We start from the raw sequence: 16,990 nt of genomic DNA, 5'->3' as shown, positions 1-16,990 counted from the left end.
TGATGGCGCACTCTCCTGGGGACGGGGGTCGTCTACGCGCGTAGCGCCCCGATGGCCTGATACGGGGCCGACGCACCGCGACAACGGGGTACGGGGAGATCCTCCCCGTACCCCGTTGAGCGGACGTAACCCCGGGGTTACCGCTGCTCAGGGTGTTGCTGTACTCAGCTCGTCTTGACCTTGATCTCGCCGCTGACGATCTTCTCCTTGGCCGTCTTGATGGCTTCCTGGACCGCGGCGTCGTCCGCGAACTTCGGGTTGGAGTTCGACAGGCTCACCTGGCCGGTCTTCAGATCGCCACGAACGATACCGGTCTCGGGCTTGCCGTCCTCGACCGACTTCGCCAGGTTGTACACCGCCTTGGCGACGTCCTTCATGGCCGAGGTCAGGATGGAGTCCTTGTATTTGGCAAGGGCTTCCTGCTCGTACTGGTCGGAGTCGACACCGATCGCCCACACCTTGTTGGCGGCGGCGGCCTCGATGACACCCTGGCCGGAGAGACCGGCGGCCGCGTAGACGACGTCGGCCTTCTTCTCGATCTGGCCCTCGGCGGCCGACTTGCCCTTGTCCGGGCTGGCGAAGCCACCCTCCTCCGCGGTCTGCGTGAGGTACTGGGAGAGGACCTTGACCTTGGGGTTGGTGTCCTTGACGCCCTGCTCGTAGCCGGCCTGGAACTTGTGGATCAGCGGGATGTCCACACCGCCCACGAAGCCGACCGTGTTCGTCTTGGTGCTCTTGGCGGCGGCGACACCGGCCAGGTACGAGGCCTCCTCCTCGGAGAAGACCAGGTCGGCCACGTTCTTCGACTCGACGGTGGAGTCGTCGACGATGCCGAAGGTGGTGTCGGGGAACTTCTCCGCGGCGCCCTTCACGGCGGTGGCGTACGCGTAGCCGACACCGACGACCGGGTTGTAACCCTGCTTGGCCAGCGACACCAGTCGCTGCTCCTTGTCGGCGTCCGTCTCACCCTCGGTGGGCTCGACGTCGGCGGTGTCGTACTGGAACGCCTTCTTCGCCTGCTCCAGGCCCGCGTACGCGGCGTCGTTGAAGGACTGGTCGCCCTTGCCGCCGACGTCGTACGCGATGGCGAGGCCCTTGTCCCCCTTCGACTCCGACGACGAGGCCGAGGTCGAGGTGCCGCCACAGGCGGAGAGCGCGAGGGCCAGAGAGGCGGTCGCTGCGCCTGCGACCGTTATCCGGGAAATCCGGCGCATGTGTAGGTGCTCCTGTCGTACAAGCGCCGGACGGACAGCCTGATAGCTACGGCGCTGGCTTTCGCCGCAGATTAACGCGCGTAGACCTGCCTGAAAACCCCTTCTGTCCACCTTGTTATGCGCCCGTGGCCAACACCACGTCAGACCTTGACCAAGGCCTTGCCGACAGCAAACGCAGGGTGGCGGTGGGTGATCCGGAGAAGCCGGGAACGACAGAGCGGGCGGGCACCCCCCGGATGCCCGCCCGCTCTGTGTGCGTACGACCGCTGCTACTCGGTCTTGACCTTGATCGAGCCGTCGATGATGCCCGCCTTGGCCTTCGCCACGGCGTCGGACAGGCCCGCGATCTTCGCGAACTCCGGGTTGGACTCGGCCAGGCCGACGCCGTTGACCTTCAGGTCGAAGGTCTGGGTGCCGGTCAGCGGCTTGTCGTCGTGGACGGACTTGGCCAGCGCGTAGACCGCGCCGCCGACGTCCTTGAGGGCGGAGGTCAGGATGGAGTTCTTGTACGTCGCCAGGGCGGCCTGCTTGTACTGGTCGGAGTCGACGCCGATCGCCCAGACCTTGGCCTTCGCGGCGGCCTCGATGACGCCCTGGCCGGAGAGACCGGCCGCCTGGTAGACGACGTCGGCCTTCTTCTCGATCTGGCCCTCGGCGGCGGCCTTGCCCTTGTCGGGGCTGGCGAAGCCACCCTCCTCGGCGGTCTGGGTCAGGTACTGCGACAGGACCTTGACCTTCGGGTTGGTGTCCAGGACGCCCTGCTTGTAGCCGGCCTCGAACTTGTGGATCAGCGGGATGTCCACACCACCCACGAAGCCGACGACGTTCGACTTGGTGGCCTTGGCAGCGGTGACCCCGGCGAGGTAAGAAGCCTGCTCCTCGGCGAAGACGAGGGATGCCACGTTGTCAGCCTCGACCGTGGAGTCGACAATGCCGAAGGTGGTCTTCGGGTACTTCTTGGACACGGCCGTGATGGCCGGGCCGTAGGCGTAGCCGATGCCGATGACGGGGTTGTAGCCCTGCCTGGCCAGTGAGGACAGGCGCTGCTCCTTGTCGGCGTCCGTCTCACCCTCGGTGGGCTCGACGTCGTCGGTCTTGTAACCGAACTCCTTCTGGGCCTTCTGCAGACCGGCGTACGCGGCGTCGTTGAAGGACTGGTCGCCCTTACCGCCGATGTCGTACGCGATGGCGAGACCCTTGGCCTCGCCGCTCGCGTCGCTGTCGCCGCCGCTGTCGCTGCTGGTGCCACCGCACGCCGTGGCAGCGAGCGCGATCGACGCGACCCCCACCGCGACACGGGTCAGTTTGGATATCCGACGCATCGTGAAGTCCCCATTCTCCAAGCCCCGCAGTGGGTGCTGAGTTCGGCGCACATTAACGCGCGTAGACACTCCTGGGAACGGGGTTTCGTGTTGCCGTTATCCATTCGTGCCGATGGCCGGTTACGCCCTTGTGAACCACCGGATCGAAAGGCACGCATGGGGCAACTTCACCCGTCGCGTACCGCACGCTGCGTACACCAGGGGTGCCTTCACCGTGATGACGCTCAGGACCGCCCGCCATGGGCTCAGACTCCCTCCGCTTCATGGCTGCCGCAAGCGGAGGGTACGACCGACGGTCACGATCGACGCCTTACAACGGGCGCGCGGCCGCCGGACGAGCAACCTCCGGACGAGCGACCTGCGGACGAGTGACCTCCGGACGAGCGCACCCCGCACGGCGAAACCGCTCCGGCTACCTGACGGCGTCGAGAAGCGCGGCCGCCGTGAACATCTCCACCCCCACCGCGATGGCGGACTCGTCGACGTCGAAATCGCCCTGGTGCAGGTCCCGCCCGATCCGGTCGCCCGGCGCGCGCACGCCCAGGCGGGCCATGGCGCCCGGAACGTGCTCCAGGTACCAGGAGAAGTCCTCACCCCCGAGGCTCTGCTCCGTGCCCTCGACGGAGTCGGCGCCGAGCCGGGCGGTCATGGCGTCGCGCAGCAGCTCGGTGGCGGCCGGGTCGTTGACGACGGGCGGGACGCCCCGGACGTAGTTGATCTCCGACTTGGCCCGGTGGAGGTTGGCGACCTCGTCGATGGCGGCGACGACGAGGTCCGGCGCCTGCCGCCAGGTGTCGAGGTCCAGGCAGCGCACGGTCCCGGATAGCTCGGCGTGCTGCGGGATCACGTTGGGCGCGTGGCCGGACTCGACGCGGCCCCAGGTCACGGCGAGGCCGCTGCGGGCGTCGGTGCGCCGGGCGACCAGCGCGGGCACGTCGGTGACGACCCGGGCGGCGGCGGTGACCAGGTCGGTCGTCAGGTGGGGGCGAGCAGTGTGCCCGCCGGGCCCGTCGAGGGCGATTTCGAGACGGTCGCAGGCGGACGTGATGGCACCCTGCCGCAGTCCGATCTTCCCTGCGTCCACCTTGGGGTCGCAGTGCACGGCGAGGATCCGCCCCACCCCCTCCAGCACCCCGCACTCGACGACGTCGGCGGCGCCTCCGGGGAGCACCTCCTCCGCGGGCTGGAAGATCAGGCGGACGGGGCGGGGCAGCTGCCCCTGCTCGAGCAGTCCGGCCAGCACCAGGCCGGCGCCCAGCACCGCGGCCGTGTGGACGTCGTGGCCACAGGCGTGCGCCCGGTCGGGGACGGTCGAGCGGTACGGGCAGTCACTCTTCGTGTCCGGAATGGGCAGGCCGTCGATGTCGGCGCGCAGGGCGAGCATGGGCCGCCCGCCGTCCCACTCCCCGATGTCACAGATGAGCCCGGTTCCGATGGCGAGCACGCGGGGCTGCAGGCCGGCCTTCTCCAGGCGGGCCTTGATCGCGGCGGTCGTACGGAACTCCTGGTTGCCGAGTTCCGGGTGCATGTGCAAGTCGCGCCGGAACTCGATGAGTTCGGCACGGAGCGCCTCCGGCAGGGTGCCGGGAAGGGCGGCTTCCCCGGTGTGATCGGCCTCGGACTCTGGGGACATCAGTTGGTTCACCCTCTAAAGGGTAGGACGCTGGGGTGGCCAACTGCCCCTCGATCAACAAAAGTTCAACCCGTTTGGGGAAGAAAATCCGGCCGCCCGAAGCATAGGTATCGGTTTGGGTGGGTAAACTCGCGCACCTTTCCGCCAAGTCGATCATGAAATCGACGGCACGGAGAGTGACGGAGCCTAACCTCCACTCCTCCACGCTTACCACGTAGTGAACAGAACCGTCGGTTGTGTTCACCTGTCGGGATCGCACACCCCCGGTGAATTCCCGGACGCCCGTCCCCCCGCCGCACTAGGGTGCGCCCCGTGACCGCCGACTTCCTGCAGGCCACCCGAGCCTCGTACGACGCCATAGCCCCCGCCTACGCGGACCGCTTCTCCGACTGGCCGGCCGACAGCACGCCCCTGGACCGCTCCCTGGTCACCGCCTTCGCCGAGCTGGCCCGCGAGCACGCCCCGGCTCCCGTCGCCGACCTCGGCAGCGGCCCCGGCTCCGTCACGGCCCACCTGCACACCCTCGGCCTGCCGGTCTTCGGCGTCGACCTCTCGCCCCGGATGGTGGGCCTGGCCCGCCGCGCCTATCCCGAACTCCGGTTCCACGTCGGCTCGATGACGTCGCTGGACCTGCCGGACGAGACGCTGGGCGGGATCGTCGCGCTGTACTCGATCATCCACGTCCCGGACGATCACCTGCCCGCGACGTTCGCCGAGTTCCACCGGGTACTCGTGCCCGGCGCCCCGGTGCTGCTGGCGTTCCAGTCCGGCGCCCACGAGGACCACCTGCACCTGAGCGAGCGCTTCGGCCAGGAGATCGCGCTCGACTACTACTGGCGGATCCCGGACACCGTCATCGACCAGCTCACCGCGGCGGGCCTGCGGCTGTACGCCCGGATCGTGCGGGAAGCGGAGGGCGAGGAGAAGCGCCCGCGCGCCTTCCTCCTCGCCGAGAAGCCCTCAGCGCAGGCGTAGAGGCACAAGGGCGTAAGAGTCTCCGCCCGCTAGACCGCGCTCACCGCCGACAGCCGATGCACATCCCGAGCCGTCCCCGTAACCCCCGACAAGAACCCCTGCGCCCGAGGCGAAGCATTCTCCGTGAGCCACGCCGGGTCGATGTCGCACACCGCGACCCGCACCTCCGTGCCGGTCAGGGCCAGTGGCAACGTATGCACAACCGTCGACGGGAAGCTCAGGATCGTGCGGCCGATGGGGCCGCGGCGGGCGATCAGCTCCAGGGGAAGGTCCGGGCGGACGACCTCCAGGCCCGTCTCCACCGCCAGCCGGTGCAGCTTCTCCGCGCTCTCGCGGCGGTGGGCGAAGTAGCGGGTGGCGCCGTGTGCCTTGGCCAGGGAGCGGACGGCCTCCAGGTAGCGGTCGCCGTCCACGACGCCGGTCTCGACGAGGGACGTACCGACCATGTCCGCGCCCTTGGTGATGCGGGGCGGGCCGAACCGGTCGCGGGTCCAGGCGAAGGTGTTGGCGGTGACCGTCACGCCGTCCGGCGTCTCCTCCATCGGCATGGACGAGAAGATCTCGACCGTCCGCCGCTCGCTCGGCGTCAGGCGCTTGCGGGCCGCGGACGACACCGGCGCGAAGACCAGGTCGCGGGGGCCGGGGCGGCCTCCCTTGCGGTGCCAGCGCACCAGGCGCTCGCCACGGGCGAGTTGGGCGACGAACTCCATCGTCGCCGTGCCGTCGTCGACTACGACCAGGTCGCGGGCCTTGGTGATCGTCAGCAGGAGTTGGACGTAGCGGGAGAACGGGTCGCCCAGGACCACGCGGTCGGCCCGGCGGAGCCGGCCCGCGAGGCCGCCGATCGTGTGGAAGGGGGCCGCCGCGCCGCCCCGCGCCTCCTCCCAGCGGACCTCGTGCCCGTCGTCCCGCGCCAGCTCGGCCATCCGGCGCAGCTGGCCGCGGGTCATGGGGTCGATCGGGGACAGGACGACGAGGGTGAGTCCCGCGCCGAGGGCGTGCTCGCGGGCATGCGCCCACTCCAGCACGTTCAGGAGCTGTACCGGGCTCTCGACGAAGGCGAGAGTGTGAGGGCCGGTGTTCCCGGCGCGGTGGCTCATCGGCGTACGACCGTCCCGTCGTAAGGCGCTCATGCGGCGCTCGTATTCAGCTCGTGTTCCGGCTGGTGCTGCCACGAGCCCGAAGGGCGCCGAGCCCGAGCGCTCCCACTCGGGGCACTCGGGATCGGCGCACTCGGACTCGGTGCCTTCAGGCTCAGACCTGGACCGGCTCGCCCGCCGCGGCGGCGATCTCCGCCTCGGCGACCACACCGGCGACGCGGCGCAGCTTCTTCATCGGGCCGAGCTCGGAGTCGTAGACCTTCTTGACGCCGTCACCGAGGGAGGCCTCGATGGTGCGGATGTCGCGGACGAGGCGGGTCAGGCCCTGCGGCTCGACCGAGGCGGCCTGGTCCGAGCCCCACATCGCGCGGTCCAGGGTGATGTGGCGCTCGACGAAGACGGCGCCGAGGGCGACCGCGGCCAGCGTGGTCTGCAGGCCCGTCTCGTGGCCGGAGTAGCCGATCGGGACGTTCGGGAACTCCTTCTCCAGGGTGTTGATCGCGCGGAGGTTGAGCTCCTCGGCCTTCGCCGGGTAGGTGGAGGTGGCGTGGCACATGACGATGTTGTCGGAGCCGAGGACCTCGACCGCGTGGCGGATCTGCTTCGGCGTCGACATGCCGGTGGAGAGGATGACCGCGCGGCCGGTACCGCGCAGGGCGCGCAGCAGCTCGTCGTCGGTCAGGGAGGCCGAGGCGACCTTGTGGGCGGGGACGTCGAACTTCTCCAGGAAGGCGACGGCCTCGGTGTCCCACGGGGAGGCGAACCAGTCGATGTTCTTGGTCTTGCAGTACTCGTCGATCTGGCGGTACTCGTCCTCACCGAACTCCACACGGTGGCGGTAGTCGATGTAGGTCATCCGGCCCCAGGGGGTGTCGCGCTCGATGTCCCACTGGTCGCGCGGGGTGCAGATCTCCGGGGTGCGCTTCTGGAACTTCACGGCGTCACAGCCGGCCTCGGCGGCCGCGTCGATGAGCTTGAAGGCGTTCTCCAGCTCACCGTTGTGGTTGATGCCGATCTCGCCGCAGATGTAGACGGGCTTGCCCGGGCCGACTTCGCGGGAACCGAAGTTGCGGAGGCGGGAGTTGGTGCTCATGGCAGAGATGTCCTTACTTGGTGAGGGAATCGAGAGAGGGGCCGAGGATCCAGCTGGCGATCTCTCGGATCGCGCCGTCGCCACCGGGGGTGGCGGTGACCGCGCGTGCGGCGCCGCGCACGACGTCGTGGGCGCTCGCGACCGCCACGGGCCAGCCCACGAGGGCGAAGCACGGGAGGTCGTTGACGTCGTTGCCGACGTAGAGCACGCGCTCAGGCGCGATGCCCTGCTCCTCGCACCACTGCTTCAGTGCGAGGTCTTTCCGGTCGATGCCGTGCAGCACGGGAATCTGCAGCTTCCGTGCGCGGGCGGCGACGACCGGGTTCTGCTCCGTGGACAGGATCAGCATCTTCAGCCCGCTCTTGCGCAGGGCGGCGATGCCGAGGCCGTCTCCGCGGTGCACGGAGACGAACTCCTTTCCATCGGCGTCGATCAGCACCCGGTCGTCGGTCTGGGTGCCGTCGAAGTCCAGTACGACCGCGTCGATGTCGTCGGCGGTCGGGAGGGCGCCGGGCCGGTCCGCGTCGAACAGCGGCGCCAGCGCGCGGGCGCGGGCCAGGTCGTGCGGATCGTCGATCTCCAGGACCCGGGCGGGGTCGGTGCGCACGAGCTCGGTGCGGCCGAAGAAGCGGTGCCTGTGCTCGCGGAAGCCGTGCGCGTCCATCGCGTAGGCGGCGCCGGTCTCCAGGAAGTCCTGGGGACGGTCCTGGCGGCGCGGGCGGAAGGACTTGTCGTGGTTGACGCCGTAGCCGCCGCCGGAGGTGGTGGTGCGGGTGGCGACGGTGTCCGTGCCGGCCTCGGCCGCCCGGCGCTCGGCGCGTACGGCCGCCGTGGGCTCGTCGTCGCCGTGGCGCCACACGAAGCCGTGGAAGGGCGCGACGGTCAGGGAGGTGTCGGCGCCGTTGGCGACGATCGCCTTGACCACGCCGTCGATGTCCTCGCGCACGATGAAGGGGCTGGTGCACTGCACGAGCAGGACCACGTCCACCGGGGAGCCGTGCAGCGCCTCGTGGGCGTCCATGGCGTGCAGTACGGCCGCCTCGGAGGTGGCGGTGTCGCCGGCGATGGCGGCAGGGCGCAGCACGACCTCGGCGCCGGCCTGGCGGGCGGCGGCCGCGATGCCCTGGTCGTCGGTGGAGACGACGACGTCCGTGACGAGCCTCGAAGCCCGGCACTCACGCACGGCACGCGCCACCAGCGGCACGCCGCCGACGGGCATGAGGTTCTTCGCGGGCACGCCCTTGGAGCCGCCGCGCGCGGGGATCACGGCGAGCACGCGCGGCACCGAAGTGCCTTGACCTGCTTGCGGGTTGGACATGGGTTCTGCTCCTTGACGTGAGGTCTGGCGGCTCACAGCTCGCCCATCCGCCGGATGACCGGTGCCACGCGCTGCACGCCGTGGCGGTAGGCGCCGCGCGCCGCCCGGCGCACTATCTGGCGGACTGGGCCGGGCTCCTTGTCGTGGGCGGGGGCGCCGGGCAGCGGGCTGCCGTCGGGGCCGAGGTGGTGGCGGGCGAGGATGCCGGGCAGATAGCCGGGCGCGGTGGCCGGCGTGTAGTACGGCGTGAGGGCGGGCAGGCCGCCGGGCCGCTCCAGCAGCTTGGCGATGCGCTCGCGGGCCGCGTCGAAGGCCGCCTCATACGAGCCTCCCCCAGAGGGGGTACCCCCAGCGCAGACGCCCTGCCGGGACACCCACTCCTCGTCGGGCGTCGGGCGGTGCCCGTCGTCCAGCTGGTCCCAGGAGGCGAGGCAGCCGGAGCCCACGAAGTGGTGGTTGCCGAGCACCTCGCGCACGCCGAGGTCGGTGAGGACGACGGTGGGGATACGGCGGTGCAGCGACTCCAGCGCCGCCGTGGAGCTGATCGTGACCAGCAGGTCGGTGCGGTCGAGAACCTCGCCCATGTTCCCGTACACCAGACGGAAGTTGGCCGGCGGTTCGAGCCCCTGCACCAGCTTCTGGTACGGCAACTCCTCGATGTGCGTGGTGTGTTCGCCCGGCTTGGAGCGCAGCTTCAGCAGCACCTCGCGCTCGGGGTGCTTGCGGGCGTGCTGGATCAGGCGGTTCAGCAGGTACGTACGGTCCTTGCGGCTGTCCGGCACCGAGGGCTGGGCCGCGAAGACGACCGTGTACGGGTCGTGCTCGCCGGCGTAGGGCTCGCCGCCGAGGAACGGCAGCGCCACCTCGGTCACCGCCGAGGAGTCGGCGCCGACCCCGTCGTACACCGCCCGGAAACGCTCCGCGTCCTGACGGGAGTTGGCGAGGACGAGGTCCGCGCCGTGCCGCAGCAGCAGGCCGTCGGCGAGCTTCTCGTAGACGACGCCGACATACCCGGTGACGACCACGGGCCGCTGCGCCTGCCCCTCCCAGACCCGCTTCAGGCCGTGCAGCATGGCCTGGACGCCCCCGCCGACGAGGGAGAGGACCAGGACGTCGTACGACTCCTGCGCCATGGTGCGCAGGAACTCGACGGCGGTCACCTCACGCAGGGAGTCGGCGTGGACGCCGACCTCCTGGAGCTGGCGGGGGGTCGGGGTGGCGCGGCCGCGCAGGAGATATCCGTCCAGACGGATGTCCGAATCCTCCGGGGCGATACGGTTCGCGGTGAGCGCGCCCCATTTCCACCGGGTATCGGAATCCGCGAGTACGGCAACTCGTCGGGTCTTCGTCGCACTTGCTGGCACGTCGAAGACGCTAGGAAGCGATTGAGAGGTTCTGCCCAACCCAAATGCAACAAACGGTTAACAGCACACCGACGAACGGCGAATCGGGTCCCGAAACCGTTGAAAAAAAGCCTGGTTCACTGCATCGCCACGCGTCGTTCACCTGACATCAAGCTCCGGGTAAAGACGGGTGCCGGACCGCCCCCTAACGTCCTTCGCGTGGTCAAGCTCTCGGTCATCGTGCCGTTCTACAACGTGCAGCAATACGCGCCAGACACCCTGAAGAGCCTGCGTGCGAACACACGCGAGGACTTCGAGTTCATCCTCGTCGACGACTGTTCGACCGACGGGACACCGGACCTCCTCGCGCGCGCGGAGCGTGAGCTGCCGGGAGCGGTGGTCGTCAGACACGAGCAGAACGGAGGACTGGCCACCGCGCGGAACACAGGCATCGACAAGGCGCGCGGCGAGTACCTGACGTTCCTGGACGGCGACGACTGGCTGGCGCCCGGCTATTTCCCCCAACTCCTGTCAGCCATCGAGGAGTTGGGCTGCGACTTCGTGCGCACCGACCATGTGCAGTGCACCGGGCGGGCGCGCAGCGTCCACCGGGTGCCGCACGGCCGGCGCTGGACGGTGATGAACCCGCGGGAGGCGATCCTGCCCACCGACCGGTCGACGTCCGTGGACTACGCGTACGCATGGGCGGGCGTCTACCACCGCCGCCTCGTCGACCGCGGGGTGCTGCACTTCACCCACGGGCTGCGCACGGCCGAGGACCGGCCGTGGATCTGGAAACTGCACCGGGAGGCGGAATCGTTCGCCGCGGTGGGGCTGCTCGGCGTCTACTACCGGCGCGGCGTGGCGTCCTCACTCACTCAGATCGGTGACGTCCGGCAGCTGGATTTCATTCGTGCGTTCGATCAGGTAATCGAGGAAACAGCGGCTGACCCCGAGGCCGATAAGCTGCTTCCGAAAGCCGTGCGCACTTATTGCGCGATCATGGCTCATCATCTCGGCCACATCGAGAGGTTCGAACCCGCCGTGGCTCGAAAACTGCGCTCGATGAGCGCCGCCGCCCTGAAAAGAATGCCGCAGGACGTGCTCGCGGAGGTAATGGACTCGATGGACGCGCAGCGCGCCGCCCGGCTGCGGCGGGTGCGCCGCCGGTCGATGGGGGCACGGACGGTGGCCGCCTGATGCCTCGCACCACCCAGATCTTCTGCGCCTCGACGCTGTACGGCGCCGCGACCCTGGCCGCCGCCCTGGACGCCGGGCTCTTCGAACCGGCCGACCGCCGGCTGCTGCTGGTCACCAACAACGCGACCAACCCCGAGACCACCCCGTCCGTCGACGCGATGCCGGGCTTCGACCGGCTGCGTGAGCGTTTCGACGAGGTGCTGTCCTGGAACGCGACCATCGCGCCGTTCCACCCCAGCGGCTGGTCGCCCCGCGCGGACGACATCCCCATGTGGGAGCGGTACGTACGGCTGCTGTGGAACCTCGGCGACGACGAGGTGCAGCTGGCCGTCGAGTCCGTCCAGGTCAATCCGGCCCTCGCGCTGTGCCAGCTGTTCACCGGCGCTCCCGTCGACGTCTACGCCGACGGCCTCATAAGCTACGGCCCCACGCGCGACAAGATCGACCCGCTGGTCGGCACCCGCATCGGGCGCCTCCTGCACCTCGATCTCGTCCCGGGCCTCACCCCGCTGCTGCTCACCGAGTTCGGCGTCCCGACCGAACTGGTGCCGTCCGAGGCGTTCCTGAAGGTGCTCGGTGAACTCGCCGAGGCGGAGACCGATCTGCCCACCGCTCCCGCGGACGCCACCGACGCCCGGCCGGCCCTGCTGCTCGGCCAGTACCTCGGCGCGCTCGGCATCCTCACCGACGCCGAGGAGGAGGACCTGCACCGGCAGATGGTCCGCGGCGCCGTCGCACTCGGCCACCGCAGGCTCGTGTTCAAGCCGCACCCCGTCGCCCCGGCCCGCTGGTCGCGGCTCCTGGAGGACGAGGCGAAGAACCTGGGCGCCGAACTCACCCTCCTGGACCGGCCCGTACTCGCCGAGGTGGCCTTCCAGCGGCTACGGCCCGCCCTCGTCGTCGGCTGCTTCTCGACCGCGCTGCTGACGGCGGCCGGTCTGTACGGCGTCCCGGTCGCACGGGTCGGCACCGACACCCTGCTGGCCCGGCTCGCGCCCTACCAGAACAGCAACCGCGTCCCGCTGACCATCGTCGACGCCCTGCTGCCCGACGTCGCGGACGCCTCCGCGGTCAGCGGCTGGGCGATGCCCCCGCGCGAGCGGGTGGACGAACTGGCCGCGCTGCTCAAGGCGGTCGGGTTCGCGATGCAGCCGAAGATCTATCCGGGGCTGCGCGACGCGGCCGAGGCCTACCTCTCCCAGCACCTCACCCCGCACACCTGGCGCTACTTCAAGCGCAAGCGCCTGACCTCGCTGGCCCTGCCGGGCGCCGTACCGGCCCAGCTCTCCTTCATCCCGCGCAACGCGACCGTACGCCGACTGGCGCGCCGGGCGCGGGCGCTGAAGCGCGCGGCGGTGAAGGGCTAGCGGTGGCTGTTCATCCGAGTGACATCTTCGAGCTCCCCGTGCGTCAGCTGTCACTCACCTTTCACCCGTCGGAGGTACATAGGTTCGGTCGTCCCACGACTCCCACGAGAAGGGCCCAGGATGAGCGCGGCTGACCAGGCCACGGCACCGCACATACGGCTGCCCCTGTCCGACCGGCCGCCCGTCCGGCCCCGGGCGGCGAGTCGGCTGCGCGCCCTGGACGGGCTGCGGCTGATGGCCGCGCTGATGGTGTGCATGTACCACTTCACCGGCAAGAACGGCGAGGTCGCCAACTCCTGGCACCAGTCCCCCGGGGTCATGTTCCCGACGCTGTCGCAGCTGTCCACCTACGGCAGCCTGGGCGTGCAGTTCTTCTTCGTCATCAGCGGCTTCGTGATCTGCATGAGCAGCTGGGGCCGCAGCCTCGGCGACTTCTTCCGCTCGCGGATCTCCCGCCTCTACCCGGCGTACTGGGTGGCCATCGTCATGGTCACCGGCGCGGCGGTCCTCCTGCCGGTCGTCGTCCACCCGGTCCGGCCGGACGAGTTCCTGGTCAACCTCACGATGATGCAGCAGCCGCTGGGCGTGCCGCGGGTCCTGGGGGTGTGCTGGACGCTGTGGGTGGAGCTGAAGTTCTACGTGCTCTTCGCGCTGTTCGTGATCTGGAAGGGCGTCACCTACCGCCGCGTGGTCACCTTCTGCATCCTGTGGACGCTCGCCGGCGCCTTCGCCCGGGTCGCCGACAACCCGCTGACCGACGAGCTGGTGATGCGCGACCACGCCCCGTTCTTCATCGGCGGCCTCGCGCTGTACCTGATCCACCGCTTCGGCAGCGACCTGCTGCTGTGGGGGATCGTGGGCATGTCCTTCCTGCTGGGCCAGCGCTACTCGGTCATGGCGCTGTGGCACCCCGGGGCGCAGGGCGAGTTCCACCGCAGTCCGTACGTCATCCAGGCCATCGTCTTCTGCGCGTTCGCCGCCGTCGCGATGGTGGCGCTGGGCTGGACGCGCTGGGCCAACTGGCGCTGGCTGACGGTGGCGGGGGCACTGACGTACCCCTTCTACCTGATCCACGAGCACCTGGGCTGGTTCTTCATCCGGGTGCTGCACCGGGGCCTCGGCCTTGGCTCCTACCCGACGCTGGCGCTGTCCGTGCTGAGCCTGCTCGGGCTGGCCTGGCTGATGCACCGGTTCGTGGAGAAGCCGTTCGGGCCGAAGCTGAAGCGGAAGCTGGTCCTGCCGTCGCGGTGACGCCGATCGAGCGGCACAGCAGATATCGAGCGACACAGCAGTTGGGGCGCCCTTTCGGGGGCGCCCCAACCTGCTTTCCGCGTACGTTACTTACGCGTCGTCTGCCGCAGCTGCCGCACGGCCTTGCGCACCGCCGGATGCCGGCGCAGCGCCTCCGCCCGTACCGGGCTGCCGCCGGGGAGGCGCAGGCTGGTGAGGCGGCGGCGCTTGAAGTAGCGCTGGTAGCGGTCCAGGTTGGCGGTGAGCCAGGCGGCCACCTCGTCGCGCGAGCCGTGGTGCTTGCGGGACTGCATGCAGTAGCCGACGCTGCGCACCAGCGGCGCCAACCCCTCGGCCATCCCGGTGAGTTCGAGCTGCGAGCCGAGCTCGGCGTGCTCCGCGTCGGGCAGGGCCGCGTCGATGATGGTCAGCGGGATGCGGTTGCTGTTCTCGTACGGCGTGATGCGTTCGAGGAGCAGGTCCGTGCCGACGCGGGCGACCGGGATGCCGTAGAAGGCGGCGGCGGTCATCAGCGCGGTCGAGAAGCAGCCGATGACGAGCTTCGGCTTCAGGAAGGCGAAGACGGTCTCGGCGAGGACGGGCTCGTTCAGGACCGTGAGCCTGACGCCGAGCTCGTCGGCGACCGCCTCCAGCGACTCGTTGAAGACGGCGGGTGCGCTCGGGTGCGGCTTGAACAGCACGTCCTGGTGACCGGCCCGGGCGGCGGCGCGCAGGAAGCGGATGTGCAGCTGCTCCTCCTCGTCCTGGGTGATCAGGTCGATGGCCGAGAGGTACTGGCCGAGGAGGACGGCGGTGGGCGGGTTGTCGGCCGGGAGGCGCTCGGCGAGGATGCCGGCGCCGGACTCGCCGATCTGGGCGAGAACGTCGACGATCGCCTCGTTGGGCACGGCCTCGGGCTCGACGCCGTACTCGGCCAGGAGCATGGGCCGCAGGCCCGGCACCAGGTCGAGGTGGAGGACGCGCTTGATGCGGCTGCTCATGCCGTGCGGGATGCGGTTGCGGGTGGGGCCGTAGCTCATGAGGCCGTCCGCGTACACATGGATCGGACTGTCCGCGAAGATGTCCGCGACCGCGCGGGAGGGGTTGGCCTGGATGGACTCGCAGGCGATCTCGACGGGCTCGTCGCCGAGGTTCCAGGCGAGGCGTACGGCCTTCTCCCACAGCAGGGTGTCCTGGCCGCGCGGCGACCAGCCGGCCGGGTGGTGCGGGGAGATGAACTCGTTCCAGGAGCGCACCTCGTCGAACTCGGGGCGCAGCTTCTCGAAGCCGGCCATCCGGTCCAGCGGGGTGCCGACCTCGGGGATCGCGGCGGTGTTGCTGACGACGAGGATGCGGCGCACACCCTCGCGCGGGCCGAACTGGCCGGCCCGTATGGCGGCGGTGACGGTCGCGGCCGCGTACTGCGTGGCCGAGAAGAAGAGCTGGATCATGCCGCCACTCCCTTCATGCCGCCCCGTATCCGGCGCAGCATGTACACGCGCTCCTCGCCCATCCCGACGAGAGCCTCTTCCAGTTCGTCCTCCGACATCCGGCCCAGCGCCTCGGCGGCCATCTGCTTCAGCTTGGCCGCGATGCTGCGCTCGAACCGGCCCCGGCTGAGCAGCTGGTGGGCGATGACCACGCAGTAGTTGCGCAGCGCCTTCTTGCGCAGCCTGCCCACCTCGGGGTCCCCGGCGAGCTCGGCGAGGACGAGGTCGAAGGAGCGGAAGAAGTCCAGCTGGCGCACGTCGCCGATCTGGGTCAGCGAACTGGCCACGCCCCGGCGGTAGAAGACGCCGCGCAGGCTGGCGACGGCGTAGGACTCGGCCCTGCGGTGCAGGTCCCAGATCCAGGGGCGGTCCTCGGCGGTCTTCAGTCCGTCGTGGAAGCGGAGCATGCCCTGGTCGAGGAGGCGGCGGTGGTAGACGCCGGCCCAGGCGTACGGGTAGTCGACCATGGTCGTGTCGTCGACGGGGAGGATCGAGGTGCGCGGGTCCAGCGGGGTGTGCCGCCGTCCCTCAGGCGCCCGGTGGACGGTCCGCTCGATGCCGGTGACCTGCACGTGGTCGGTCCGTACGAAGTCGACGTCGAACCACTCGATGGCGTCGACGAGATCCGCGAGATAGCCCGGCGCCAGCCAGTCGTCACCGTCGAGGAAGGTGAGGTAGCGGCCCTCCGAGGCATCGATTCCGGTGTTGCGCGCGGTGGCCAGTCCGCCGTTCTGCTCGTGCCGTATCACCCGGCTGTTCTTGAGTCTCTTCGTCAGCGTCAGCAGCGCTTCGTACGTCTTGTCCTTGGTGGACCTGTCCTCGACGAAGATGAACTCGAAGTCGTCCCGTTCGTTGTTGACCAGACTGGTCACCGTCTCCGGTACGTACGACTCGATGTTGTAGCACGGGACGATCACGGACAGTGTCGGGGGGCGGTTGGTCACGCGTACACCTGGGCTCTCTCCGGGGCGGATCCCTGCGACCGTAGGAGATGTTCGACGCCGCACATCAACTCCCTGCCAACTACCAGGTGAACGAAAAGTAACGGTCACCTGATCCCGTACCGCGCCCCGATCCCGGCGATCACCACCGCCAGCCCTTCCTCGAAGTGCGCCTCGTAGTCGGTGAAGATCTCCGCGCCGGCCTGGGCCGACAAGGGGAAGTCGGCCATCAGGCGGGCGCGTTCGGCCACGTCGTACCCCTCCCGGCGCTCACCGGCCATGGGCTCCACACCCTGTTCCTCCGTGACGAAACCGAGGGTGTAGAAGTACGTCGCCGAGGTCGCGCGGACCGCCTGGGCGAGGGTGAAGCCAGCGGTCGTGAACAGGCGCAGGTTGTCCTCCATCTGTTCGGCGTGCTCGATGCCGGTGAAGCGTGAGCCACTGAAGACCTTCGCGCCGTCGCGGTAGCCGAGCAGCGCCGCGCGCAGTCCGCGGTTGGACTTCAGCAGCCGTTCCCGCCAGGTGTCGGCGGGGTCGAGGGGCGTCCCGGCGACCATCCGCCGGTACATCTCGGTCGCCATCTCGTCGAGCAGCGCCTGTTTGTCCTTGAAGTGCCAGTACAGAGCCGGTGCCTTCACGTCCAGCTCCTTGGCGATGGCACGCAGGGTCAGGCCGTCCAGACCGACCTCGTTCAGGAGCTTGAGGGCGGTGTCCGCGACGCGTGTGCGGTCGAGGGGGGCTCGGCGTTCCGTAGTCACGCTTGA

The 16,990-nt window shown here is 69.6% G+C and carries 14 protein-coding genes; 4 read left to right on the top strand and 10 right to left on the bottom strand.

Annotated elements, in window-relative coordinates; translation table 11 throughout:
* Nucleotides 1-164 precede the first annotated feature (164 nt).
* The 3 genes from PBV52_RS30380 to PBV52_RS30370 form a co-directional block, all read right to left on the bottom strand.
* Complete coding sequence (locus tag PBV52_RS30380) at nucleotides 165-1,214, bottom strand: BMP family protein (RefSeq protein WP_274242674.1); 1,050 nt, start codon at nucleotides 1,212-1,214, stop codon at nucleotides 165-167.
* A 269-nt stretch (nucleotides 1,215-1,483) separates the two neighbouring features.
* Nucleotides 1,484-2,536, bottom strand: coding sequence for a BMP family protein (locus PBV52_RS30375; RefSeq protein WP_274242673.1), 1,053 nt, complete (start codon nucleotides 2,534-2,536; stop codon nucleotides 1,484-1,486).
* Between the two features lie 412 nt (nucleotides 2,537-2,948).
* On the bottom strand, nucleotides 2,949-4,169 hold the full coding sequence (locus tag PBV52_RS30370) for a M20 family metallopeptidase (protein ID WP_274242671.1): 1,221 nt from the start codon (nucleotides 4,167-4,169) through the stop codon (nucleotides 2,949-2,951).
* Nucleotides 4,170-4,472: 303 nt separating this feature from the next.
* On the opposite strand from PBV52_RS30370, the gene PBV52_RS30365 reads away from it, so the two are divergent.
* Nucleotides 4,473-5,144, top strand: a complete 672-nt coding sequence (locus PBV52_RS30365; RefSeq protein ID WP_274242670.1) for a class I SAM-dependent methyltransferase — start codon at nucleotides 4,473-4,475, stop codon at nucleotides 5,142-5,144.
* 29 nt (nucleotides 5,145-5,173) lie between these two features.
* On the opposite strand, the gene PBV52_RS30360 is transcribed toward PBV52_RS30365, so the two are convergent.
* The 4 genes from PBV52_RS30360 to PBV52_RS30345 form a co-directional block, all read right to left on the bottom strand.
* On the bottom strand, nucleotides 5,174-6,244 hold the full coding sequence (locus PBV52_RS30360; protein ID WP_274249686.1) for a hypothetical protein: 1,071 nt from the start codon (nucleotides 6,242-6,244) through the stop codon (nucleotides 5,174-5,176).
* Between the two features lie 154 nt (nucleotides 6,245-6,398).
* On the bottom strand, nucleotides 6,399-7,337 hold the full coding sequence (locus tag PBV52_RS30355; RefSeq protein WP_274242669.1) for an N-acetylneuraminate synthase family protein: 939 nt from the start codon (nucleotides 7,335-7,337) through the stop codon (nucleotides 6,399-6,401).
* Nucleotides 7,338-7,350: 13 nt separating this feature from the next.
* Nucleotides 7,351-8,655, bottom strand: a complete 1,305-nt coding sequence (locus PBV52_RS30350; protein WP_274242668.1) for an N-acylneuraminate cytidylyltransferase — start codon at nucleotides 8,653-8,655, stop codon at nucleotides 7,351-7,353.
* A 32-nt stretch (nucleotides 8,656-8,687) separates the two neighbouring features.
* Nucleotides 8,688-10,019: a DUF6716 putative glycosyltransferase gene (locus tag PBV52_RS30345; protein ID WP_274242667.1), complete on the bottom strand. Its 1,332-nt coding sequence runs from the start codon at nucleotides 10,017-10,019 to the stop codon at nucleotides 8,688-8,690.
* Between the two features lie 198 nt (nucleotides 10,020-10,217).
* Here PBV52_RS30345 and PBV52_RS30340 point away from each other — a divergent pair, with 198 nt between their 5' ends.
* From PBV52_RS30340 to PBV52_RS30330, 3 genes are all read left to right on the top strand, one after another.
* On the top strand, nucleotides 10,218-11,198 hold the full coding sequence (locus PBV52_RS30340; protein ID WP_274249684.1) for a glycosyltransferase family 2 protein: 981 nt from the start codon (nucleotides 10,218-10,220) through the stop codon (nucleotides 11,196-11,198).
* Nucleotides 11,198-12,565, top strand: coding sequence for a polysialyltransferase family glycosyltransferase (locus PBV52_RS30335; RefSeq protein WP_274242665.1), 1,368 nt, complete (start codon nucleotides 11,198-11,200; stop codon nucleotides 12,563-12,565). Before PBV52_RS30340 ends, PBV52_RS30335 begins: the two co-directional genes overlap by 1 nt.
* A gap of 120 nt (nucleotides 12,566-12,685) precedes the next feature.
* Entirely contained in the window at nucleotides 12,686-13,816 is a 1,131-nt protein-coding gene (locus PBV52_RS30330) for an acyltransferase (protein ID WP_274242664.1), read from the top strand.
* A gap of 86 nt (nucleotides 13,817-13,902) precedes the next feature.
* On the opposite strand, the gene PBV52_RS30325 is transcribed toward PBV52_RS30330, so the two are convergent.
* The 3 genes from PBV52_RS30325 to PBV52_RS30315 all read right to left on the bottom strand — a co-directional run bounded on the left by PBV52_RS30325 (nucleotide 13,903) and on the right by PBV52_RS30315 (nucleotide 16,984).
* Nucleotides 13,903-15,246 carry an alpha-2,8-polysialyltransferase family protein gene (locus PBV52_RS30325; RefSeq protein ID WP_274242663.1) on the bottom strand — a complete coding sequence of 448 codons (1,344 nt, stop codon included), beginning with the start codon at nucleotides 15,244-15,246 and terminating at the stop codon, nucleotides 13,903-13,905.
* Nucleotides 15,243-16,229: a glycosyltransferase family 2 protein gene (locus tag PBV52_RS30320; protein WP_274242662.1), complete on the bottom strand. Its 987-nt coding sequence runs from the start codon at nucleotides 16,227-16,229 to the stop codon at nucleotides 15,243-15,245. The genes PBV52_RS30325 and PBV52_RS30320 overlap by 4 nt, the downstream gene beginning before the upstream one ends.
* Before the next feature lie 104 nt (nucleotides 16,230-16,333).
* Nucleotides 16,334-16,984 carry a TetR/AcrR family transcriptional regulator C-terminal domain-containing protein gene (locus PBV52_RS30315; protein WP_274242660.1) on the bottom strand — a complete coding sequence of 217 codons (651 nt, stop codon included), beginning with the start codon at nucleotides 16,982-16,984 and terminating at the stop codon, nucleotides 16,334-16,336.
* Nucleotides 16,985-16,990 lie beyond the last annotated feature (6 nt).

The sequence above is a fragment of the Streptomyces sp. T12 genome, from assembly GCF_028736035.1.
Lineage (GTDB): Bacteria > Actinomycetota > Actinomycetes > Streptomycetales > Streptomycetaceae > Streptomyces.
The sequence above is the reverse complement of the archived record's forward strand: the minus strand, read 5'-3'. Positions and strand labels throughout refer to the sequence as shown.

What these genes read in the sequence shown, in the direction of transcription:
- PBV52_RS30375 (WP_274242673.1), bottom strand. Translation starts at nt 2,536, where the DNA reads ATGCGTCGGATATCCAAACTGACCCGTGTCGCGGTGGGGGTCGCGTCG.
- PBV52_RS30335 (WP_274242665.1), top strand. Translation starts at nt 11,198, where the DNA reads ATGCCTCGCACCACCCAGATCTTCTGCGCCTCGACGCTGTACGGCGCC.
- PBV52_RS30350 (WP_274242668.1), bottom strand. Translation starts at nt 8,655, where the DNA reads ATGTCCAACCCGCAAGCAGGTCAAGGCACTTCGGTGCCGCGCGTGCTC.
- PBV52_RS30370 (WP_274242671.1), bottom strand. Translation starts at nt 4,169, where the DNA reads ATGTCCCCAGAGTCCGAGGCCGATCACACCGGGGAAGCCGCCCTTCCC.
- PBV52_RS30360 (WP_274249686.1), bottom strand. Translation starts at nt 6,244, where the DNA reads ATGAGCCACCGCGCCGGGAACACCGGCCCTCACACTCTCGCCTTCGTC.
- PBV52_RS30330 (WP_274242664.1), top strand. Translation starts at nt 12,686, where the DNA reads ATGAGCGCGGCTGACCAGGCCACGGCACCGCACATACGGCTGCCCCTG.
- PBV52_RS30380 (WP_274242674.1), bottom strand. Translation starts at nt 1,214, where the DNA reads ATGCGCCGGATTTCCCGGATAACGGTCGCAGGCGCAGCGACCGCCTCT.
- PBV52_RS30355 (WP_274242669.1), bottom strand. Translation starts at nt 7,337, where the DNA reads ATGAGCACCAACTCCCGCCTCCGCAACTTCGGTTCCCGCGAAGTCGGC.
- PBV52_RS30325 (WP_274242663.1), bottom strand. Translation starts at nt 15,246, where the DNA reads ATGATCCAGCTCTTCTTCTCGGCCACGCAGTACGCGGCCGCGACCGTC.